Origin of the sequence: Tychonema sp. LEGE 06208 (assembly GCF_015207505.1) — a bacterium.
In the GTDB taxonomy this organism is placed as follows: Bacteria; Cyanobacteriota; Cyanobacteriia; order Cyanobacteriales; family Microcoleaceae; genus Microcoleus.
The window spans coordinates 19,335-39,548 of the sequence record NZ_JADEWT010000039.1 but is presented as its reverse complement, the minus strand read 5'-3'; the positions used below and the strand labels follow the sequence as shown (position 1 = coordinate 39,548).

At 44.1% G+C, this 20,214-nt stretch carries 13 protein-coding genes and 1 pseudogene; 10 read left to right on the top strand and 4 right to left on the bottom strand.

Features of this window, described 5'->3' with window-relative positions:
- Positions 1–309 precede the first annotated feature (309 nt).
- On the top strand, positions 310–897 hold the full coding sequence (locus IQ263_RS12635) for a hypothetical protein (protein WP_194067738.1): 588 nt from the start codon (positions 310–312) through the stop codon (positions 895–897).
- A 404-nt stretch (positions 898–1,301) separates the two neighbouring features.
- On the top strand, positions 1,302–2,057 hold the full coding sequence (locus IQ263_RS12630) for a DUF429 domain-containing protein (protein ID WP_194067737.1): 756 nt from the start codon (positions 1,302–1,304) through the stop codon (positions 2,055–2,057).
- A gap of 178 nt (positions 2,058–2,235) precedes the next feature.
- Here IQ263_RS12630 and IQ263_RS12625 read toward each other — a convergent pair whose 3' ends face one another.
- Positions 2,236–3,867, bottom strand: coding sequence for a serine/threonine-protein kinase (locus IQ263_RS12625; protein WP_194067736.1), 1,632 nt, complete (start codon positions 3,865–3,867; stop codon positions 2,236–2,238).
- Between the two features lie 761 nt (positions 3,868–4,628).
- On the opposite strand from IQ263_RS12625, the gene pheT reads away from it, so the two are divergent.
- On the top strand, positions 4,629–7,073 hold the full coding sequence (gene pheT, locus IQ263_RS12620; protein ID WP_194067735.1) for a phenylalanine--tRNA ligase subunit beta: 2,445 nt from the start codon (positions 4,629–4,631) through the stop codon (positions 7,071–7,073).
- 112 nt (positions 7,074–7,185) lie between these two features.
- Here the strand turns inward: pheT and IQ263_RS12615 are convergent, their stop codons facing one another.
- The gene (locus IQ263_RS12615; protein WP_194067734.1) at positions 7,186–7,755 is read right to left on the bottom strand and encodes a Uma2 family endonuclease; all 570 of its coding nucleotides are present in this window, start codon (positions 7,753–7,755) and stop codon (positions 7,186–7,188) included.
- A gap of 160 nt (positions 7,756–7,915) precedes the next feature.
- Here IQ263_RS12615 and IQ263_RS12610 point away from each other — a divergent pair, with 160 nt between their 5' ends.
- The 4 genes from IQ263_RS12610 to IQ263_RS12595 all read left to right on the top strand — a co-directional run bounded on the left by IQ263_RS12610 (position 7,916) and on the right by IQ263_RS12595 (position 15,453).
- Entirely contained in the window at positions 7,916–8,185 is a 270-nt protein-coding gene (locus tag IQ263_RS12610; protein WP_194067733.1) for a YciI family protein, read from the top strand.
- Between the two features lie 13 nt (positions 8,186–8,198).
- Positions 8,199–11,225: a hypothetical protein gene (locus tag IQ263_RS12605; protein ID WP_339384849.1), complete on the top strand. Its 3,027-nt coding sequence runs from the start codon at positions 8,199–8,201 to the stop codon at positions 11,223–11,225.
- Positions 11,225–14,893, top strand: coding sequence for a helicase-related protein (locus tag IQ263_RS12600; RefSeq protein WP_194067732.1), 3,669 nt, complete (start codon positions 11,225–11,227; stop codon positions 14,891–14,893). The genes IQ263_RS12605 and IQ263_RS12600 overlap by 1 nt, the downstream gene beginning before the upstream one ends.
- A 101-nt stretch (positions 14,894–14,994) precedes the next feature.
- The gene (locus IQ263_RS12595; protein ID WP_194067731.1) at positions 14,995–15,453 is read left to right on the top strand and encodes a peroxiredoxin; all 459 of its coding nucleotides are present in this window, start codon (positions 14,995–14,997) and stop codon (positions 15,451–15,453) included.
- A 100-nt stretch (positions 15,454–15,553) separates the two neighbouring features.
- Here IQ263_RS12595 and IQ263_RS12590 read toward each other — a convergent pair.
- Positions 15,554–15,671, bottom strand: a pseudogene (locus tag IQ263_RS12590) (IS1 family transposase); the annotation flags it as partial.
- Between the two features lie 253 nt (positions 15,672–15,924).
- On the bottom strand, positions 15,925–17,397 hold the full coding sequence (locus IQ263_RS12580) for a site-2 protease family protein (RefSeq protein WP_194067730.1): 1,473 nt from the start codon (positions 17,395–17,397) through the stop codon (positions 15,925–15,927).
- A gap of 16 nt (positions 17,398–17,413) precedes the next feature.
- On the opposite strand from IQ263_RS12580, the gene IQ263_RS12575 reads away from it, so the two are divergent.
- The 3 genes from IQ263_RS12575 (at position 17,414) to IQ263_RS12565 (ending at position 20,077) form a co-directional block, all read left to right on the top strand.
- Positions 17,414–18,088, top strand: coding sequence for an MBL fold metallo-hydrolase (locus tag IQ263_RS12575; RefSeq protein WP_194067729.1), 675 nt, complete (start codon positions 17,414–17,416; stop codon positions 18,086–18,088).
- 152 nt (positions 18,089–18,240) lie between these two features.
- Positions 18,241–18,801 (top strand): sugar O-acetyltransferase, encoded by a 561-nt coding sequence (locus IQ263_RS12570; RefSeq protein ID WP_194067728.1) that lies wholly within the window; start codon positions 18,241–18,243, stop codon positions 18,799–18,801.
- Positions 18,802–18,910: 109 nt separating this feature from the next.
- Positions 18,911–20,077, top strand: coding sequence for an RNA-guided endonuclease InsQ/TnpB family protein (locus IQ263_RS12565; protein WP_194067727.1), 1,167 nt, complete (start codon positions 18,911–18,913; stop codon positions 20,075–20,077).
- The last annotated feature ends 137 nt before the right edge of the window (positions 20,078–20,214 follow it).

The window sequence follows — 20,214 nt, the reverse complement described above, 5'->3', positions numbered from 1 at the left end:
ATATTCCCCGCACTTTGCAGTAGTTTAGCGCGGCGAGATAATTAGTACAACACCCAACAGACAAACTGTCAACAGTCTAGGGTATAACGCCTTTTGCGCGATCGGCCCAGCACAACAACCATTCAAAATGCCTGCAACGATTCGGAAGATGCGAGGATCGGCTAGACTCAGATATTATATCAAATCGGTTAGCATCGGAATAGTAAATTCACTGTTAACTGTTAACTGTTAACTGTTAACTGTTAACATCATGTCTGAGTGCAACCGGAATTGATATTGCCTTCAAAATACTGATTTGTATATTATTAAATGGAAAACATATCAATTCTAGAACAAGCCGCTAAATCCAATTCCAAACCATCTCCCGCCGCCGTAGTCGCCGCCCTCCTAGAAGCCGAGAAAAACGCCAAAAAAAATAAAATTCGCTATTCTTTCGAGCAATTAACCGGCAATTGGCGCCTGTGCTTTATCACCGGCACAAAAAAGACTCGACAAAAAGCAGGAATTGTGTTAGGTGCGGGACGTTACATTCCTGAGTGGGTGGCAAAAATCCAAATTGCTTACTCCCTAGAACCTGTTGCGGATGGGGAAACGCTTGGAGAAACGGGCAAAGTAGAGAATTCGGTGCGAGTTGGGGCGATCGAACTAACTCTTTCCGGGCCGACTAAGTTTTTGGTAAATAAGAATATTTTAGCTTTTGATTTTACCAGAATTACCGTGAAATTGTTGGGTAAAACTCTGTATCAAGGATTTATTCGCGCTGGTGAATCGCGGGAGGCGGAATTTTTTAGTTTGAGTGTGGGGAATCAGGCTTTTTTTACATATTTTTTAATAGAAGATGGGATAATTGCCGCGAGGGGAAGGGGCGGCGGATTGGCTTTGTGGGCGAGAGTGTAATAGACCTCTTGCACAAGTCAAATTTACCCCCCTTAGTCCCCCCTCCCGCGGGGAGAAACAAGAATCATCTTGCTCCCTCCCCGCGGGAGGCGAGGGTTGGGGTGGGGTGCTTTGGATTTTTGCAAGAGTTCTAATATCGTTTTCGCTTGCATCGGAATGATTTAACCTTATTAGTACACAGAGTACACAGAGGGAGAGAATATATATCTGAATCATTCCAATGTTACGGGATTTGATATGACACGGCCGCATCCCAATCTACAGCTACATTTTTATGTATAATCGCGGCTGACAGATGGACCGAAAACCCGGTTTCTACGATAGTTTGTCCAGAGGAACGATCGATATTCGAGAAAACCGGGTTTCTAGTCTCAGCCCGCGTCCCAAACTCAGTTTAAAATATCATGAAATTTATCGGCATCGATTTAGGTTGGAGTTCAGGGCCCAGCGGTTTGTGCTGCTTAAATTGGGAAAACAATCAATTACAATTAATCGAGTGCGATCGCCTCTTAGCAACCAACGACATCCTCACCTGGATCGACACCCAAATCTCCCCAACCGAACCAGCCATCATCGCCGTAGACGCGCCCACAATCATCAGCAATCCATCAGGAATGCGCCTCGCCGACAAACTCACGCACAAACACTTCGGGCGCTACCACGCAGGCTGCTATCCCGCTAACCTTTCCCGCCCCTTCGCCCAAAAAACAGTAGAATTTGGCCTCAGTTTAGAAGCCAGAGGATTTGTCCACGCACCGATCATAGAAGCTAAGAAATTAGGGCGATATCAAATAGAAGTTTATCCCCATCCAGCCACAATCAATCTATTTCAATTAGAGCGAATTATTAAATACAAAAAAGGAAAACTGGCAGAGCGTCAACTAGAATTGATGAAACTCTGCCAGTATATTATAGATATTTTACCGAGCCTTGAACCCTCTCTAAATCTGTCTTGTGGCACAGGCATCTTGCCTGTGAGCCTTGGCGATTCAAAACTTCCCGAAATCCCCAGCACAGCCACCCTCAAAGCCTTAGAAGACCAGCTAGATGCCTTGCTGTGCGCTTATATCGGCGCGCACTGGTGGTACTGGGGAATCGAGCGGAATCTCGTATTGGGCGATCGTACAAACGGATACATTGTTATTCCCCAAGTTCGATAACAAGAGTGGGAGAGGGGGAGAGGGGGAGATTGGGAAAATTAGTAATGACCAATGACTAATGACTAATGACCAATTACCAATTACCCATTACCCCTAACTAATGACTAATGACCCCTAACTAATGACTAATGACTAATGACCAATGACTAATGACTAATGACTAATGACTAATGACTTCTTAAAATCCAAAACCCCGCTTACCATCCGGCTTAGTAGTCAACCAGTTTGTCTTTGCCATTGCTAGTTGTTCATCGCTAACTGTAGCGTCAGTCAGATTCGCGCCGCACAAATTTGCACCCCGCAAATTCGCCTTACTCAAATAAGCGCCCGTCAAATCAGCACCTCGAAAATCCGCGCATTCAAAATTAGCAGTGCTGCAATAAGCTTCAGTCAAATTTGCCGATCGCAAATTCGCATTAATTAACCTCGCATGACCCAAATTCGCACCCGACAAATCCGCTGCTTGCAAATTGGCCTTGACCAATCTAGCCTGATAAAAATTCCCCCCCGCTAACTGCGCTTTTTGCAGTTGCAAACCCGACAGTTCGCAGTCAGCAAAATCGCGCTTCCCCTTAAAATATGCCGCTCGCAAGCTGCTGCTGTCCCACTTAACAACAGCTTTCGTTACCTTCGGCACTGCTGAATTGCTGTTGGAAAATGCCGCAGTTCCGAAAGTTCTGCCGGACTCTGCCAGACTGCGAGAAACTCTCGGCTGCATCCCCGTATTTCCAGACTGGGTGAATGCAGTTCTACCGCGAATACTGTGGTTTGTTCGCAAATCTTCATTGATTTTGCTTTTCGGCGACGACCACGAAGAACCTTCTTCATTAAATATCGTCGGTTCTTCCACCGTGCGGATAGAGGAGTTGAATTCAGTTGCTAAACCCTTGTAAAGGTCAGCATCTTCATGTTCCCCATTTAGAGCTTTGATGACATCTGCTGCAGATTGAAAGCGGTGGCCGACTAGCGGCTTGAGCATTTTCTCAAGAATCCGCGAAAAACTTGGACTCAACTGAACGTGGGGCTGCCAAATAATTTCGCCAGTTACGGCATCGAAATCTAAATCCTTGGGCGATTTTGCTGTCAGCAAGTACAAGCAAGTCATTCCCACGGCGTAGATATCGCTGGCAAATATCGGCCGCAGCGCCATTTGTTCCGGGGGAGCAAAACTAAACGTGCCGACTGAAAATTTCGTGTTAGCGCCTTGGTCAGCGGGGTCTAATAATAGCGTTTGGTTAACTTGGTCTTTTACCGCACCGAAGTCAATCAAAACTAAGTGATTATCTTGACTGCGGCGAATAATATTTGCCGGCTTAATATCTCTATGAATTACTCCTTGGCTGTGGATGTATTGCACTACTGACAGAATTTCTAATAGAAAATTTTTAACGTCTGATTCGTTAAAACGCCCTGATTGCTTGACTTCTTGTTTCAAAGTCGAGCCTTTAACATACTCTTGAACTAAGTAAAATTGCCGCTCGATTTCAAAATAATCTAGCAGCCTCGGTACTTGCGGGTGGTCGCCCAGTTGGCCGAGGGTTTTCGCTTCTCGCTTGAATAATTCCCGCGCCATTTCTAAAACTCGCGGTGACGAACTGCTGGGTCGCAATTGCTTAACCACGCAACTCGGTTGACCGGGTAAAGAAATGTCTTTTGCCAGAAATGTAGCTCCAAAACCTCCTTGTCCCAAAGGTTCAATAACTCGGTAGCGAGCGCGCAGCAATAGCCGCGCGCCGCACGTCTGACACTGGAGAATAGAGTCAGCAGGATTTTGAGGATTGGGACAGCCGGGATTTACGCAGTAGCTCATATTGATTGAGTTTGCCTATGTTTTTCTGATTTTGTCAGCGTCGCTCGACTGCACAAATTCCCTGACAGCGCCTCTGTTAGAAATACTTATCTATACAGTTGCTGGCGGGCCGTGCTGCGGCGTGCGAATTGGAATTGCACCTAAGTCTTTTAGGCCGATATCTTTTCCCTATTTTGATTATGTCGCTGCTGTGAGTTTTTTCGGTAGATCATCCTGGAAGATAGTTTAAAGACTTGCTAAAGTTGCCCTTTTATGTGTAAAGTCTTTCTAAACTTAGGTGCTTTTGGCGTTGTTAGATATCCCTAGCATACCTCATGTTCTGAATGAGAATGCTACTCATCCGCCAGCCGCCATCAAGCTTTAGACCGATCGCTCTTTTGTGCTTATCTATACCCAAATCGGATTGACAATATTTAACAAGTGTGATATAGGGTTCCCATAATTGATTCTGGGACTGCAGAGTCATCAAACGGCATTCACCAGAAGGTAGAATGCAGGAGGCATCCGTCAGAATTTTTGATTTTTATTCATGATTGCTGATTGCTGACTACTGACTACTGACGACTAAGAGGGCCCGCACGCACCATCCACCGCCCCTACTAGCTGCTGACTACTGACTGCTGACTACCGACTGCTGACGACTAAGAGGGCCCGCACGGGGGCAGCGCCCCTACGGACTACGGACTACGGACTACGGACTACGGACTACGGACTACGGACTACGGACTACGGACTACGGACTACTAACTACTGACAAAATTATGCGTATTTCTCTAAACTGGCTGCGGGAATTGGTCGATGTGACAATATCCCCAGAAGAATTAGCCGAAACCCTGACAATGGCAGGGTTTGAAGTCGAAGAAATCGAAGACCGCCGTACTTGGGCCGACGGCGTAGTATTGGGCAAAATAGTCGCCTGCGAACAGCATCCCAACGCGGATAAATTGAGAGTTTGTCAAGTCGATGTCGGCAAACCAGAAGCCTTGAATATTGTTTGTGGGGCACCAAACGCTAGGGCAGATATTTACGTACCCGTCGCCGTTGTCGGCACTTTTTTGTCAACAATTGATTTAAAAATTAAACCTGCTAAATTGCGCGGCGTTCCTTCCGAAGGCATGATTTGTTCTCTGGCGGAATTGGGACTATCTAAGGAGTCAGCGGGAATTCACATTTTTGAACTAGAAAATCCCGAATTGGGCAGCGATATTCGCCCGCTGTTAGGTTTGGATGATGTGATTTTAGACTTAACAGCAACTGCGAACCGTGCAGACGCTTTGAGTATGGTGGGCGTCGCGCGGGAAGTGGCGGCCCTGACTGGGGCGAGTTTGAGAATTCCCGCCGCCGGTGGTGTTGCAATTGAGGACAAAAAAAGCGCCGGTTTAGCAGTAGAAATATCGGAACCGCAAGCCTGCCCAATTTACATCGGTACGGAAATTGAGGGTGTGAAAATCGCACCGTCTCCAGCTTGGTTGCAGCAGCGGTTACAGGCGGCGGGTGTGCGGCCGATTAATAATGTAGTTGATGTAACTAATTACATTTTATTGGAATGGGGACAACCGCTGCACGCTTTCGATCGCGATCGGCTACAATCTTTCACAGGTAATTCCGATGTCAGCATCGGCGTGCGCTTTGCCAAAACCGGGGAATCCTTCAAAACATTGGACGGACAAAACCGCAATTTGCAACCGCAAAACTTGTTAATTACTGCTAGCGATAAACCCGTAGCCTTAGCTGGGGTAATGGGCGGCGAAGACACGGAAGTTCACGAAGGAACTCAAAATTTGGTCTTGGAAGCAGCGATTTTTGACCAAGCAACGATTCGCCGTTCTGCCCGCGCTCAAGGCCTCCGCAGCGAGGCTTCTATCCGCTACGAACGGGGGGTGAATCAGGCGGCTTTGACGACGGCGTGCGATCGCGCTGTTGCCCTAATTTTGCAGTGGGCTGGCGGTGCTGCGACGGTGCAGAAAACGGCTAGTTCGGGGGAAGATTTGAGTTTTTCGCGGACGATTGAATTGCGTCTGGATCGAATTAATCAGGTTTTAGGGCAGTTAAAAAGAGGAGAAACTGGCGGTTCTCAATATTTGGAACCGGAAGAGGTGAAAAATATCCTCACAGCCTTGGGATGCGAAGTTGTTGCGACAGAAAAAGCACGGGTTTTTGCGATAACTGTTCCTGCTTACCGTTACCGCGATTTAGAAAGGGAAATTGATTTAATTGAAGAAGTGGCCAGACTTCACGGTTACGACAATTTCTGCGATACTTTACCCAGCAAAACGGAACCTGGTTATTTATCTCTAGAATACGCGCAAGTGCGGAATGTGCGATCGGCTTTTCGGGCGGCCGGTTTGACGGAGTTGATGCACTATTCTTTGGTGAAAACTGAGGGAGAAAATCAGGTTGTGCTGGCTAATCCGCTGTTTGTTGAGTATTCGGCTTTGCGGACTGAGATGCTGTCGGGTTTGATTGATGCTTTTGGGTACAATTTGGAGCAAGGAAACGGCGCGCTTAACGGTTTTGAGGTGGGCCGCATTTTCTGGAAAGACGGGGAGGTAATGAAAGAGTCAGATGCCGTTGCGGGGATTATTGGCGGCGACCCGACGGCGTGGAAATGGCAACAGGGCGGGCGCGATCGACCTTTGACTTGGTTTGAGGCTAAAGGTGTCCTAGAAAGCGTGTTTCAAGGGTTGGGTTTGGCGGTGGAATATGCAAGCGATTCGTCTAATGGGCGCTTGCATCCGGGGCGCACAGCAGCCCTATCGTTAAACGGGAAACAGTTAGGAGTTTTCGGACAGTTACACCCGCAATTGCAGCAGGAAAAAAGTTTGCCTGAGCAGGTTTATGTGTTTCAATTAGATTTGGCGGTACTGTTGGGTGAGTTAGGGCGATCAAGCAATTCGACTAGCAAATTCGCGGGTTATTCGAGTTTCCCCGCTTCTGACAGGGATATTGCCTTTTTTGCACCGATGGAGGTTCCGGTTGTGGAGATGCAAAGTGCGATGAAGAAGGCGGCTGGTAGTTTGCTTTCTTCGGTGGAATTGTTCGACGAGTATCGCGGCGACAACGTGCCGGCGGGACAACGTAGTTTAGCATTTCGGTTGATTTATCGATCGGGCGATCGAACTTTGAGCGAAACCGATGTCGAACCGGCCCAACAAAAAGTGCGCGATGTTTTAGTTGAGAAATTCGGCGTTAGTCTCAGAAGCTAACTGTTCGTAGTAAGGACGAGCCTCCGCATTCAAGAAAAACTAAAGTCCTCAGTGCGAACCTAAATCCCAGGTTGGTACTGAGGACTTCAGTCCTCAAAAGTCAGACATAACATTAATAACTTAGTGGACGCAACATCTCCGATACAAAAAAACAACAATCAGGAAATTGCAAAGGAGAAATACTCGCATCATCTCCAAGAACTACTATACTCTCATAACCATCCTGACTCGGTTCTCGGAATACGTGAAGTTGCCGATTATTAACATCCAAAACCCAATAATCTGCAATTCCTGACTCAGCATAAATTTTCGCTTTTATGCCGCAATCCGTTCTCAGAGTAGTATCTGCAACTTCAATAATCAGATAAATTTCTGAAGGAGTTGGATGGTGGTCTTCATAGTAAAGTGGATCTGGTATCACTACAGAAATATCCGGTTCAGGTTCCGAGTAATTATTCAACCGAACCGGGTCTTGCAGCCGCACCAAAACCTGCTCTCCCAAACGGTTTTCCAGTAGCTTCTCTGTCCGTTTAACCGCCGCACCGTGTGCTGTTCCTTTTGCTGCCATCTTTACTATCTGTCCTGCTAGTAATTCTACCCGTTCATCCTCATCAAAAATACCAATTTCCGTCATCCGGTCATATTCTTGAACCGTCAGCAGCCGAATGTCTAACAAAGTCATAGTTATCTCCTCCTATCTAACAATCCTAACTCTTCCCTCTCTTCCTCAGCGCCCTCAGCGCCCTCTGCGGTTCATCAATCTTATCCTAAAAAAATTCGTTAAATCCTGCTACTCTTATTGTACAATAAATTTTAAACAAATTCATCTAAGGCTCAAAACCGTGACGAAATATGTAATGTGGGGAAGTTACTGCCAAGACGTTCTCGAAAAACGCGCACCATTTCGAGACGCGCACCTAGCCGGACTTGCCAAGCAAAAAGAATCGGGTGTATTGATTACCATCGGCCCCACAAAAGACTTAACAAAAGTTTTCGCGATTTACGAAGCCGCAGACGAAACAGCAGTGCGAGACTTAGTTGAAACCGATCCTTATTGGCTAAATGGGATTTGGACTGAGTACAACGTCAAAGAGTGGATTCAAGCATTTTAACGGAATTAACAGGGTGAACATCTTAAGACTAGGCGACGACGAACTTGTGCCAGCAGATTATGGCGATTTGCTGGACAAACTTTTAGAGATTTTGCAGACAAAAAACCCATTTATAGTATGGAATAAAAGCCACCAATTAATAATTGATATTGATGCCATTGCTGCGGATGTTGCTAACAAGCAAGTACGGCAACCCTTGGGTTCTTTTGAACGTCAAGCACACTCTGCCACTGCCAACTTTCCGCAGCAAGTGGAAGAGCATTTTGGCACTCAAGTCAGGCAAATTCAACAGTCTTTGCAACAGCAATTAGCCTCCAAATTGCCCCCAAATACTTCTGTTGAAAAATTCATCGCTAGTTTGATTAGTCCTTTAGATTCACCCTCTTTTCGCGGAAGCGGCCAAGAGTTAGGGTTCAAATACGATTTTGGCAAACGCCACACTTCTTTAGAAAAAGAAAGGCTAACTTTGCAAGATTCAGGTTCTGGCAGCCGTGCGACTTTAAAATTTCACAAGTTGACAGTTACTGTCCGAAATACTGATATTTTTGAGCAAGAACTAAAGCAAGGTTTGGAAAATTACATCAATGAAAATGCCGAGACTAACGATGACAAACAAGCACTTAACGATCTTCTTGATGAGATGGTTAAAAATCCCGACTCTGATTTTCACAAATTGATCCGACTGGTAGACAAAGAAACTCTGGGGAAAATCCAAAAAGAAGCTAAAATTACTTATTTGGAGTATCTCCTAGAACACATCCGCCCCAGCAGTACAGATACCGCAGGCATCATCTATTTAGAAGATTTGATCCGCCGCCTCAGATTGATGGAAGATTTCATCAACGACAACAATAAAGCAGATGGTGATTATGAGGTTAATTATGCTGGTGTTTCAGTTAATTACAGAGAGATTTTTGCCAGAGCGGAAGTTTTAGATGCACTGCCAATTATTCCGATTGTAGCAGGTTGCTTGGGAGAAAGCACCGACAGTTCTCAAAGCGAACGTAAATTTATATTTGGTCTCAAAGTCAAATTTGATAACTCAGTTCAATCGCGTGGTGGAAAGGACGTATTTGAATATTATCTGAACCTGCTCAATCCAGATAGTGAAGAACATAAAGCAGAATTTGAGGAAGATTCTAACCCCGAAACATTTGTACGGAAGGTGTTAAAAATTGCATTCTTATATCACTTTATTTTTGCATCTCCCCACACTCCAGAAACGGACAATTATAACCCTGAATTAGAACTTGAGTTTAATCCTATTCCTAGTTTTGAACACCTAATCAAAACAGTATTGAGTCGCGATAAGGAGGAAGTCAAAAAGAGACTTTTCCGAAATTTTGTGAATAGGTTTAACGAAGTCAATGTTAAATATAAAATAAACCATCTGAGAAAACTGTTGAAAAGCTTTCTGGAACGGCAGACAATTTTGCCCGATCGCACAGAAACAAGACACATCAACCTCAAAATGGGTCTGGTACAGGATATTGACAATATTTTGAATCAGCGTAGATTTTTTAATGATATTATGGAGCGAAACTACAAGCAAACGCTCCATTATATTACTGTCAAAGAACCCAGTGTCGATTGCCTATCTATTTGTCAGCTACCAGTCAATATTACTATAGAAGATGTCCGCTATTTTCCAACTGAAGAGCGCCAAAATTTCAGCATGGAGTATAACATAAAAGATGTTGATATTTTGCCTGTACTTTTTGCACCCAAAGCCGATCGTTCCAGAGCAATTTACGACAAGCATTTTAAGACAAAATTAATCTTGTTTCCCTATGACAATAGACGACTACACAGCGGTGCAAAAGGTTTGCAACCTGCGGCGATTTTTGTTTATAAATTTACCCTGTTGCTGCTATCTTATATCTGTCTGATAATTTTGCTGAAAAATACAGACAAAAACTTATTTATTCCGATGGTGAGACTTCACGAAGGCGACAATAAAAACCCTTCGCCCTCAGAAGAATTTATTGCTAAGCTTTCTAAAACATTGTCTCACATTTTGAGTGAAAAACAGCGCTCAACTTCTCAGGGATTTCGGATTGTGAAAACACCAAACTCTTACACAATTCGTAACGGTTTGAGTTCCATGTATTCCATCCTTCCCAAAAAGTTTTATTTCGAGAATGTGCGGCTAGCTTCTGAGTTGGACAAGTTAGCAATTATTGTCGTTTCCAGTCGCGATAGCGATGCGAAAAAAGGCGATCGAAACCGATTTCAAAGACAAGCCTGCTTAATTGGAGAAGTTGTGGGAATCAATCGCCTCGATGACTGCACAATTCAAGTCGAATTACTGAAAACACTTTCCGAGAATTACAGTGTCAGCCGTCTTTATAGTGAACCTGTAATTCTGGAAGATGTCATGAGTCAGCTTTACCGACAAGGATATCGGAATTTTGCATATATTTCCCAAGCACCTTACATGAGTACGCTGCATATTACCAAGACTGATGAAGATGAGGAATTGTCTTTCATGTCCAAAAAATTGCTCCGAACTTTGAAAGGAAATCGGCGGGATATTAAAATTTATCCGATATTTTTTGATAAATACTATGTTCGCAGTTTCCTAGGCGATAAAGGAAAATCTTTTTACATTCAAGATACAATGGAGCTGGAAAATTTGTTTGCTGATACCAATCAACAAGCTGTGATGTTTTTTAACTTGTTTAACGGCATTAAAGTTAAGGAGGAGAAAAACTTTTATAACGGTGTGATTTCCTACTCGACGCTGTTGCACATATACGGAGGCGTTTTGGACGATCGAGACATTCACGAAGGTTTGATTTATGATGGCGACATCAAAAATACTTTGCTGCACTATTTAACCATGTTTCACTTTTCTCGGTATGAAGCCCGTCAAAATATTAGTTTAAAACTCGATCCTTACGAGCGGATTATTGGCGATGAATCGGTTGGTGCTTTGTCTGTATTTAGTCATGCTGGCGGTAGTGCAGATTTTAATTCTTTGGCTTTTTTGAATAAGGTAAGAGAAGTATTGAATGTCAGCGAGGGAGGTACACAATAATGATTGGTGAAGATTTTGGACGGCTGTTTGAGGTTGGATTCAACATTGGTATTCTGGCATATATTCAGCGAGAAAAGATAGCTCACAATTTGGGAGATTCTTATCGATTGGATTTGCAGCAACTCAAGTTGCCAAAAATGATGGCGGAAATTACTAGGGAAGCGAATCTGCTGGCTAGTTTAGATGCTAAAATTGTTGAGAAATGGAGCCTGTTTTTTGTTCAAAAAGGCTTTATTGGTGGGTTGAATTTTTTTCGGGAGTATCTCCAATCTACGGGCTGGAATTTAAAGAGAGCGCAAATTTTGTACTGTCAGTGCAGTTTTAGCGAGGCTAACAGTATTAGAACTTATAATAAAGAAAATCAAAATGCAGGGTTTAAACAGGTATTATCTCAGTTAAAAACTGCCAGTCATAGTTTATCGGAGGAGGAAATTAATCGGTACATCCGCCGCTACTCGAAAAAAGGGGAGTTTTTGCAAGCTGATACGCTGATTTTGTTGCAGAATGGTAGAGATTTTAGAATTCTGTGCGTTGATTTATCTGTTTTTGCTCCCCCGTTTGTTTCGGGAAAAGTCGATAATCTGAACGAAATAGAGGTGATGCGGAAGTCTTTGCTCAGAGAAATTAGCTATTTGCGATCGAAAAGTGTTTTTTCTAATTTGCGAATCGATACGAGCACTTTAGGGATAAATTTTTCGGAGGATTTAAGCCGCTATTTTACGGCTTTTAAGTATAAAGATAAGGAAAGCACTAAGTTGATTCAGGCGGGTAGCTACGCTGATAGCTTTTACGGTTTTCTGCAAACAACTAATATTATTCCGGCTGGTGCTGAGGTTTTGTTGAATGTTGTCGGTTATAGCGATCGCACAATTAACGCAATTTCCCTCCGCAATGATAAAATTGACCTCTTGGCGACTTGTGCCAAAATTTACAAGCATGAAACTCGAAAAGAAGAAATTAGCGATGCTCGCGCTGATGTTTTAGATACAATTCAATGCAACGCGGCTCGCAGTTTTCAGCAAGGCAAAAAATTTGTTGATGCTTTGTTAACAATCGGCAAAAGTTCGACACCTGTATGTCATGCAGAGCGGATCGATAACTTTGTCAGTTCCCTAGATATTATATCAGATAAATTGGCAGATGATTTGGGAATTTCTCGCGGGCTGCATCTGAGAAACGCTCATGCTGAATTGATTGTGAAATCGCTGCAATCTGAGGAAGTTTATATTTTTTTAACGGGGAATCCGGGAATTGGGAAAACAACGGCGATCGCACATTTTCTGAAAACTCATGTAAACGATGGGTTTCTATTTCTTTACGTCAGTCCCCGCAAGCAAGTTAATTTAGATATTATCGAAAAATTTATCGATCGCCAAACAGGTTTATTGTGCGACGACAGCTTGTTTTGTATAAACACGAGTGCCGACATTATCGCCAACAATGCCGGAAAATGCACCGTCAATTACGCAGCTAATAACTATCACCAAGATTTCCAGCAAACAACTGTCAGCTTTATTAAAAACGGCGCTGAAAAACTGCGGGATCAACATCACAAACCGCAACTCGAAAAAAAGGGAGAAACGGTAATTAAACCTAGTAATTCTAAGACTAATGGAGTGCTAAATAGCGTTTCTCAAGCAATACATTCGCTGATTCGCTGCCAGACATCGAACAATATAGTAGCTGCGGTTTCTATCCAATCTTTGAAGGTGACAGAAACTAATCAAAATACTCTCCAACATTTAGAAAAGATATTTCAAGATACTTACAACAAACAGAATAAACAAGTCATTCCTGCTAAGATGCAAGAAATATCCAGCCGGATTAAACACATTTTCATTATGATAGATGAAATTACCGGAGACGACGGCGGGGTTGAGTTTCTGCATGGAATTGGCAAGCTGGTTAACAAATATCAGTTGCACGACCCAAAACAGGGTTTTAATACTAAAATTATTGTAGCAGATGCTTCGATTGTTGACCCGGATGTCATCAAACAACACCTCAGCGATACTTCACCGGAACCGGATAAAATATATTTCAAACAACTGCCAAAAACTGCTCAGGAAATTCCGCCTTTACAGGTTGTTCCTTTTGAATTTAAACGGTTGGCTGCTACTGTCATCAATACGAATTCCTATCCCGCTAGCAGTTTAGATATAATTTATAAGGTTTTTGTAGAGGCCGTGAAATTCAATGAAGATACTTCTTTGCATCTTAAGAATAATTTAGTGAAATCTGTGCAAGCGGAAATAGTTGCAGATATCGATCGCCGATTAGCAATACCTGGTGTGGAACAAATTATTGTCTACATTCAGGATAAGCGAAGATTGGCAGAACTGATCGAGAAAATTCAAAATCAGCGGGAATTTAAGCGCTATACGGATTATCTGGAAGTGCACGCGAATATCTCGGAAGAGGAAAAACAGCAGATACAAAAGTGCAAAAACACAGTTAAAGTAATTTTCATGACTGCATCGGGAAGTCGCGGCTTGTCTTTCCCGAAAACTAAGCACATTTTAGTTGATATTCCCCGCTTTCAGATTGAGAAAAATCTGATGGAGGTGATTCAGGTGATTTATCGGGGGCGCGGGGAAGATGATGATGGTAAGACGCTGGATGGTGAAGCTAAGGAGTTGGTTTTTTATTTGTCGGATACGGCATTTTACTATGCTGACGATCCGAAACTTTCGCTACAAGAAAGTAAGTTGAATTTGTTGAATTTGCTGCTGATTCTGAAGACTGCGGTGATGACGCGGATTTTGGGATACGGATATTTGGGTAGGGAAAAGTTTTTGATGATTCCGATTGGCGGTAAGTCGGTTTCGGCTGTGGGCGATACTTTTAGCAGCAAGATGGCGAGTCTAATTAAGGTTTTGAAAAGCGAACACCGCAGCCACCCTGGAAATATGTTGCTAGGGGAGGTTTCTGCGGGGCTGGAGGAGCTTTTGAGTCGCGGGGAGTTTGTTTTGCAAAATTCTGATTGTTCTCCTAAAACGGGCGATTCTTACTTGAAAATGCGGGAGGATTTTAATCGGAAGTTTTTGCAGGCGTGCAATCCTCTTGAGGGTTTGCTTGGTTGGGGTAATCTGGAGATTGGTCATGTTTGCGGTAGTTTTTTGGTGGTTCCTTTGGCGGCTAAGAGTTTGGAGGAAAACTACCAGATACGGCTGGATCGGGAAATTAAGAAATGTGTTGAGGGTAAACTGCTGCAAAAAATGTACCGTATTAGGGATAGCAAGTCTTCTCCTGAGAATTTACGATCGGCAATTAGAGGAGGTGCGATCGAGCTTTTGCAATTTCTCAGCGGCGATGTGGAGAAAACTCAGTATTTCCAGCAGCAAAGCCAGCAGTTCGATCGCTATTATGCCATACCTTTGTTTGCTTTTGTCAGCGGGGATGCGATGCAGGAATATTTTGCTGACACCAAGCTGGAGGAACCGGAGGATCTGATGTTTCGGGATATTTTGTCGGCTGCTGTGCGATCGACCTATCCGATAGACAGTATAATCCCGATCGGGCATAAGTACCGCGAATTCCCGTTTATCGTGTTTAGAAGCTACAGTTTAGAACAAAGCCGCGAAAAGATTTTTACCGATAAATACCTTTTGAGCTCTAACGAGTTGAACGCGCTCAATTTGATTTTGTCGAAGCAAGACGGGGGGTAAAACCCCGCAGTATGCCGATCGCAAACCTATTGGGCTGTAAAAAACTGTACAATAATAAAAGTTAAAATTTTCCGCAAACAGAGTTACTGAGTCAAACCAATATGGCAGTCAAAGTAGGAGATACGGCACCGGATTTTACCTTAACGTCGCAAACTGGCGCATCAGTCAGCCTCAAGGATTTTCGTGGTCAAAAAAATGTCATCGTCTACTTTTACCCGAAAGACGATACACCGGGATGCACGGCGGAAGCTTGCGCTTTTCGAGATAGTTATGAAGTTTTCAAAGAGGCTGGTGCGGAAGTGATCGGAATTAGTGACGATTCGCAACAATCCCACGAGAAATTTGCCTCAAAATATCAGTTACCATTTACACTGTTGAGCGATACGGGCAATAAGGTTCGGCAATTGTACGGGGTTCCGGCTACTATGTGGATTATGCCCGGTAGAGTGACTTATGTGATTGACAAACAAGGTGTTGTCAAGCATATTTTTGACTCGATGTTGGATTTTAAGGCTCACGTTTCGGAAGCGCTGAAGACTTTGGAAGCGATCAAAATTTAGGATCTTCCTTACTTGGTATGCCAAACTAACAATTAAAATGCCGGTAGTGCTTTTACGTAAAGGATGGAGAAAATTGAGGCGGTTGAACTTTCAGTATTTCTCATCGGATTTGGTGATTGTAGTCATGAATGAAGTTCCAAATAGCACTATGAGTGATTCTCCAACTTTTTAGAAAACGATAACGTCTTCCTGACTAATCGCGAAATTCGTTGCAAGAGGTCTATTGTTCAATCGTTGGCGTTGCTGAGTTAGAGTATGAATAGGAGGAATAATTTATGCAACGCAAGCGAATGTAAATCAACCCATATCCGTAAAAATGGCAAGAAGAAAGGAAAATAGAATCACATTTGTGTCCAATGTGGTCGTCAATTCATCAATGAGTATGAGCCCCAGAGAGGTTATAGGGAGGCCATCAAACGTGATTGCCTAAATCCGTTAAATCTTGTACCGCGATCGCTGCCGAACTTCCTTCTAAACATTTAACCACTGAACGAGTATCTTGGGAGCCGGCAACAAAATAATTAACAAAAGCCCGATCGCCAGCAACCCCAAAAAATCCCGCCGGTTATCCAATTCGCTAACATCATTCAACGCCGGTTCATCGTTGAGAGGTGTCAGCAATAAAATAATTGCCCACAGCAGCAAACCCTGTTCCAAAAAACCCAGCAGCAGCATACAAACTCTAGCAACTTGTCCGATCGCCATACTTGCTCGCTGGCCGAACATCGCGTGTACAATGTGCCCACCGTCGAATTGTCCCACCGGCATCAAATTAAACGCCGTCAGGATCAAACCCAAATAACCCGCCACCGCCACCGGATGCAAATTAATCGAAGTTTCCACATTCAAAGCACCGCCCAAAGTTAACTTGCTCAACAAAGTCATCAGCAACGAAAAATTTGGACTAAAAGAGTCAAAGTTTAACATTCCCGACTTTTCAGAAAGCGGTACAATGGTTGAATGCTGCAAACCCCAAATTAATAAGGGAACTGTCGCAACTAAACCCGTAAACGGGCCGGCAATACTAATATCAAATAAAGCTCGGCGGTGGGGAATTGGACTCCGCATTTGAATGAAAGCTCCCAAAGTTCCCAAGAAAAACGGAATCGGAATAAAATAAGGCAAAGTCGTGCGAATTTTATAGAATCTGGCAGCTAAATAGTGTCCTGATTCGTGAAATGCCAAAATTGTAATTAGTGCCAGCGAGTAAGGCAAACCCCGGAGCAACATTGACGGGTTAGACTGCAAAACTTTTTCAGTAACTCCGGCAATTTGTGAGCCGACAATTGTAGTCGTAAACACCGCGATCAGCAGCAAAGCTAAGGCGAAAAAGGGTCTGGTAACAGGTGCAGTTTTGACGGGAGTTTCTACTGATTGGCGGCTGGGGTTAGGAACTATGGCAAAAAAAGGTTGACCGCTCAAACTGTTTTGAAATATGACTAAAAAGCGATCGCCAAAATGCTGTTCCACATTGTCCCGAATTGTTTGATAAGCCGCATCCGGGTTGGTGCGTAACTGTCCGCGACAAATCACAGCCTGCGGGCGAAATTCTAAATCCCGCAAAAAGTAAATTGACCAAGGAAAACAATCGCGCAAACTCGCTTCTTCCGCTGAATCGATCGGGCGCAGGGGCGGTTTTGGCTTGGCAGGTTCGCTCCCCGAGTCTGCTAAAATCTCAGGAGTCGATCGGGTAATTTCCTTGCGCCCCAACTGCACCAAAAACCAGTACAAGACAGGGCAAACCAAAAAAGGTATAATTACCAACTCCGGCGGTGCTGTTTTTTTTGCGTTGTTAGCTAAAACCCAACCGCTCCAAATTAGCGCCGGCGTCATCATTACCAGCCACAGCAGCCATACCGGAGTTCTGGTGATGCGACTGATGCTGCTCTCCAACAAGTAGTAAGATATCAGGCCCAAAACCAACAACCATAGTAAAAAAAACATAATATTTATTACTTCCTTGAAACAACAGAGTTCCGTCTCCAAACAGCCCAGGCTGGTACTGCCAAATATCTTTGCTTTCGCGCCTAACCGGGATACCCTGGGTGCGACAGCCTATTTCATTGTAGAAAACGAATCGAACATCTTAGTGGATTGTCCCCCTTGGGATGAGATTAACCAAACCTTTTTGGAGGAATGCGGCGGTGTGCGGCTGCTGTTTCTCACCCACCGCGGCGCTATGGCCAAGGCGCGGGAGATTCAGGAAGCCACGGGGTGCGATATCCTGATTCAAGAGCAGGAAGCTTATTTACTGCCGGGATTGCGGGTGACGGTTTTTGAGCGAGAATTTACTTTGAGCGATCGAATGAAAGCATTTTGGACTCCCGGTCACTCTCCTGGTTCCTCTTGTCTTTATGATAGTGGCAGCGGTGGAGTCCTGTTTTCCGGCAGACACTTGCTCCCCAACCGCGAAGGCGCTCCAGTACCCATTCGGACGGCAAAAACTTTTCACTGGCCCAGACAAATTAACAGCGTAAAGTCAATTGTCGATGGATTTTCCCCTTCGACTTTACAGTATATTTGCCCCGCTGCGAATACTGGTTTTTTGCGGAAAAAAGGATCTATCGATCGAGCTTTTGAGCAATTAGCCAATCTGGATTTAGCTGTTTGTTTGCAGTCAAAACCTGAACCCTAAATGTATGCTGCAACATCAAAAAATGATCTGACGCGCTAATTATAGCGGTAAGGTGCGTCTAGCGCACCCTACATTATCCTTCAGTCTCGTAAAAAGGAAGTTCGTTGGTCAAGTAGTGGTTTCAACCGCCAATTCTTACCGTGGAAAAAACTGTGGAAAAAACCGAAAAACAAAAAATGCTCGCCGGCGAATTGTATTTAGCTGCCGACGAACAATTGATTTTAGAGCGCCAGCGAGCTCGCCGCCTCGCCAGAACTTACAATTCTACCCGCGAAGACGAACCCGACAAACGGTTAGAAATTCTCGCCGAATGGTTCGGTGCCATCGGCCCCAAAGTCGAAATCGAGCCGCCTTTTTACTGCGACTATGGCAGCAATATTTATGCTGGAAACGGATTGTACATGAATTTTGGCTGCGTAATTCTTGACTGCAATCGAGTTAACATTGGTGAAAATTTGCTATGCGGCCCCAATGTGCAAATTTACACCGCTTTTCACCCCACAGACCCAGAAATTAGACTTTCTGGCCGCGAACTCGCCGCAGAAATTAATATTGGTAATAATGTTTGGATTGGTGGCGGCAGTATTATTTGTCCCGGAGTGACTGTGGGCGATAATAGCACGATCGGCGCAGGTAGCGTTGTGGTCAAAGATATTCCCGCAAATGTCGTGGCGGCCGGGAATCCTTGCCGCATCATAAAAATAATACGGTAAGTGGGAAACGAGCGTGTCTTCAGACCTGAGAGGGAAACGAGCGAGGCAATTTATTGCCCTTAATCTTTTTAGCTGACTATATTCACGGAATAAATGCTATAATGTGAGTATGACACAAAAAGCATTCAAGTACCGATTCTATCCAACTTCTGAGCAAGAAACACTGCTGAGAAGAACGATGGGTTGCGCTCGATTAGTTTACAACCGCGCTTTAGCTGCAAGGACAGAAGCATGGTATGAACGACAAGAGCGAGTCGGATACGCTGAAACTTCAACAATGCTAACCAATTGGAAAAAGCAGGAAGACTTGCAGTTTCTCAATGAAGTTAGCTGTGTCCCATTACAACAAGGCTTGAGGCATTTACAAACCGCTTTTACTAATTTCTTTACAGGAAGAGCGAAATACCCTAACTTCAAGAAAAAGCATCACGGAGGTAATGCTGAATTTACCAAGTCAGCTTTCAAGTGGAAAGATGGCAAGGTATTTTTAGCAAAATGTACTCAACCCTTAAATATCCGTTGGAGTCGTCAACTCCCTGAAGATTCAGAACCATCAACAATTACGGTGAAGCTCTCGCCCTCTGGACGTTGGACTGTTTCTTTGTTGGTAGATGTTGAAATAGCTGCATTGCCTGAATCTCCTGCTCAAATTGGTTTGGATCTGGGTATTACGGCGCTGATGGCTTTGAGTAATGGCGAGAAGATTGCTAATCCTAAAACCTTTAAAGCAAAACGGCGTAAATTGCGTCAAGCTCAAAAAGCGCTTAGTAGGAAGAAAAAGGGATCTAACAATCGCCACAAAGCAAGGCTGAAAGTCGCGAAAGTTCATGCCGAAATTAGCGATGCTCGTAAGGATTTTCTTCACAAATTGACAACTCGACTGGTTCGTGAAAACCAAGTGATTGCAGTCGAGGATTTGTCGGTGAAGAATCTGGTCAAAAACCAAAAACTTGCTCTCTCAATTAGTGATGCTAGTTGGGGTGAAATCGTCAGGCAACTTGAGTATAAGTGCAACTGGTATGGACGAACACTCGTCAAAATTGACCGATGGTTCCCTAGCTCGAAGCGGTGTGGACACTGTGGTTATATCGTAGATAAGTTGCCTTTAAATGTCAGAGAGTGGGATTGTACTAAGTGCGGTACACATCACGACAGAGATGTGAATGCTGCGAAAAATATTCTTGCCGCAGGGCTTGCGGTGAATGTCTGTGGAGCGACTGTAAGACCCGAACAGAGTAAATCTGTTAAGGCTGGTGCTATGAAGCAGAAACTCTAAGAAGTGATTCTTGGAATCTCAGTCGCTTCAGCGCTGAGAGTAGTCAACCGGCATTTGCCTTGATGTGGTACGATCGACTCGCTGGCGCGATCGGCTCTTTGGAGCTTACCCCAACAATTTTAGATATTAGATACAGC

What these genes read in the sequence shown, in the direction of transcription:
- IQ263_RS12635 (WP_194067738.1), top strand. Translation starts at nt 310, where the DNA reads ATGGAAAACATATCAATTCTAGAACAAGCCGCTAAATCCAATTCCAAA.
- IQ263_RS12630 (WP_194067737.1), top strand. Translation starts at nt 1,302, where the DNA reads ATGAAATTTATCGGCATCGATTTAGGTTGGAGTTCAGGGCCCAGCGGT.
- IQ263_RS12625 (WP_194067736.1), bottom strand. Translation starts at nt 3,867, where the DNA reads ATGAGCTACTGCGTAAATCCCGGCTGTCCCAATCCTCAAAATCCTGCT.
- pheT (WP_194067735.1), top strand. Translation starts at nt 4,629, where the DNA reads ATGCGTATTTCTCTAAACTGGCTGCGGGAATTGGTCGATGTGACAATA.
- IQ263_RS12615 (WP_194067734.1), bottom strand. Translation starts at nt 7,755, where the DNA reads ATGACTTTGTTAGACATTCGGCTGCTGACGGTTCAAGAATATGACCGG.
- IQ263_RS12600 (WP_194067732.1), top strand. Translation starts at nt 11,225, where the DNA reads ATGATTGGTGAAGATTTTGGACGGCTGTTTGAGGTTGGATTCAACATT.
- IQ263_RS12595 (WP_194067731.1), top strand. Translation starts at nt 14,995, where the DNA reads ATGGCAGTCAAAGTAGGAGATACGGCACCGGATTTTACCTTAACGTCG.
- IQ263_RS12580 (WP_194067730.1), bottom strand. Translation starts at nt 17,397, where the DNA reads ATGTTTTTTTTACTATGGTTGTTGGTTTTGGGCCTGATATCTTACTAC.
- IQ263_RS12565 (WP_194067727.1), top strand. Translation starts at nt 18,911, where the DNA reads ATGACACAAAAAGCATTCAAGTACCGATTCTATCCAACTTCTGAGCAA.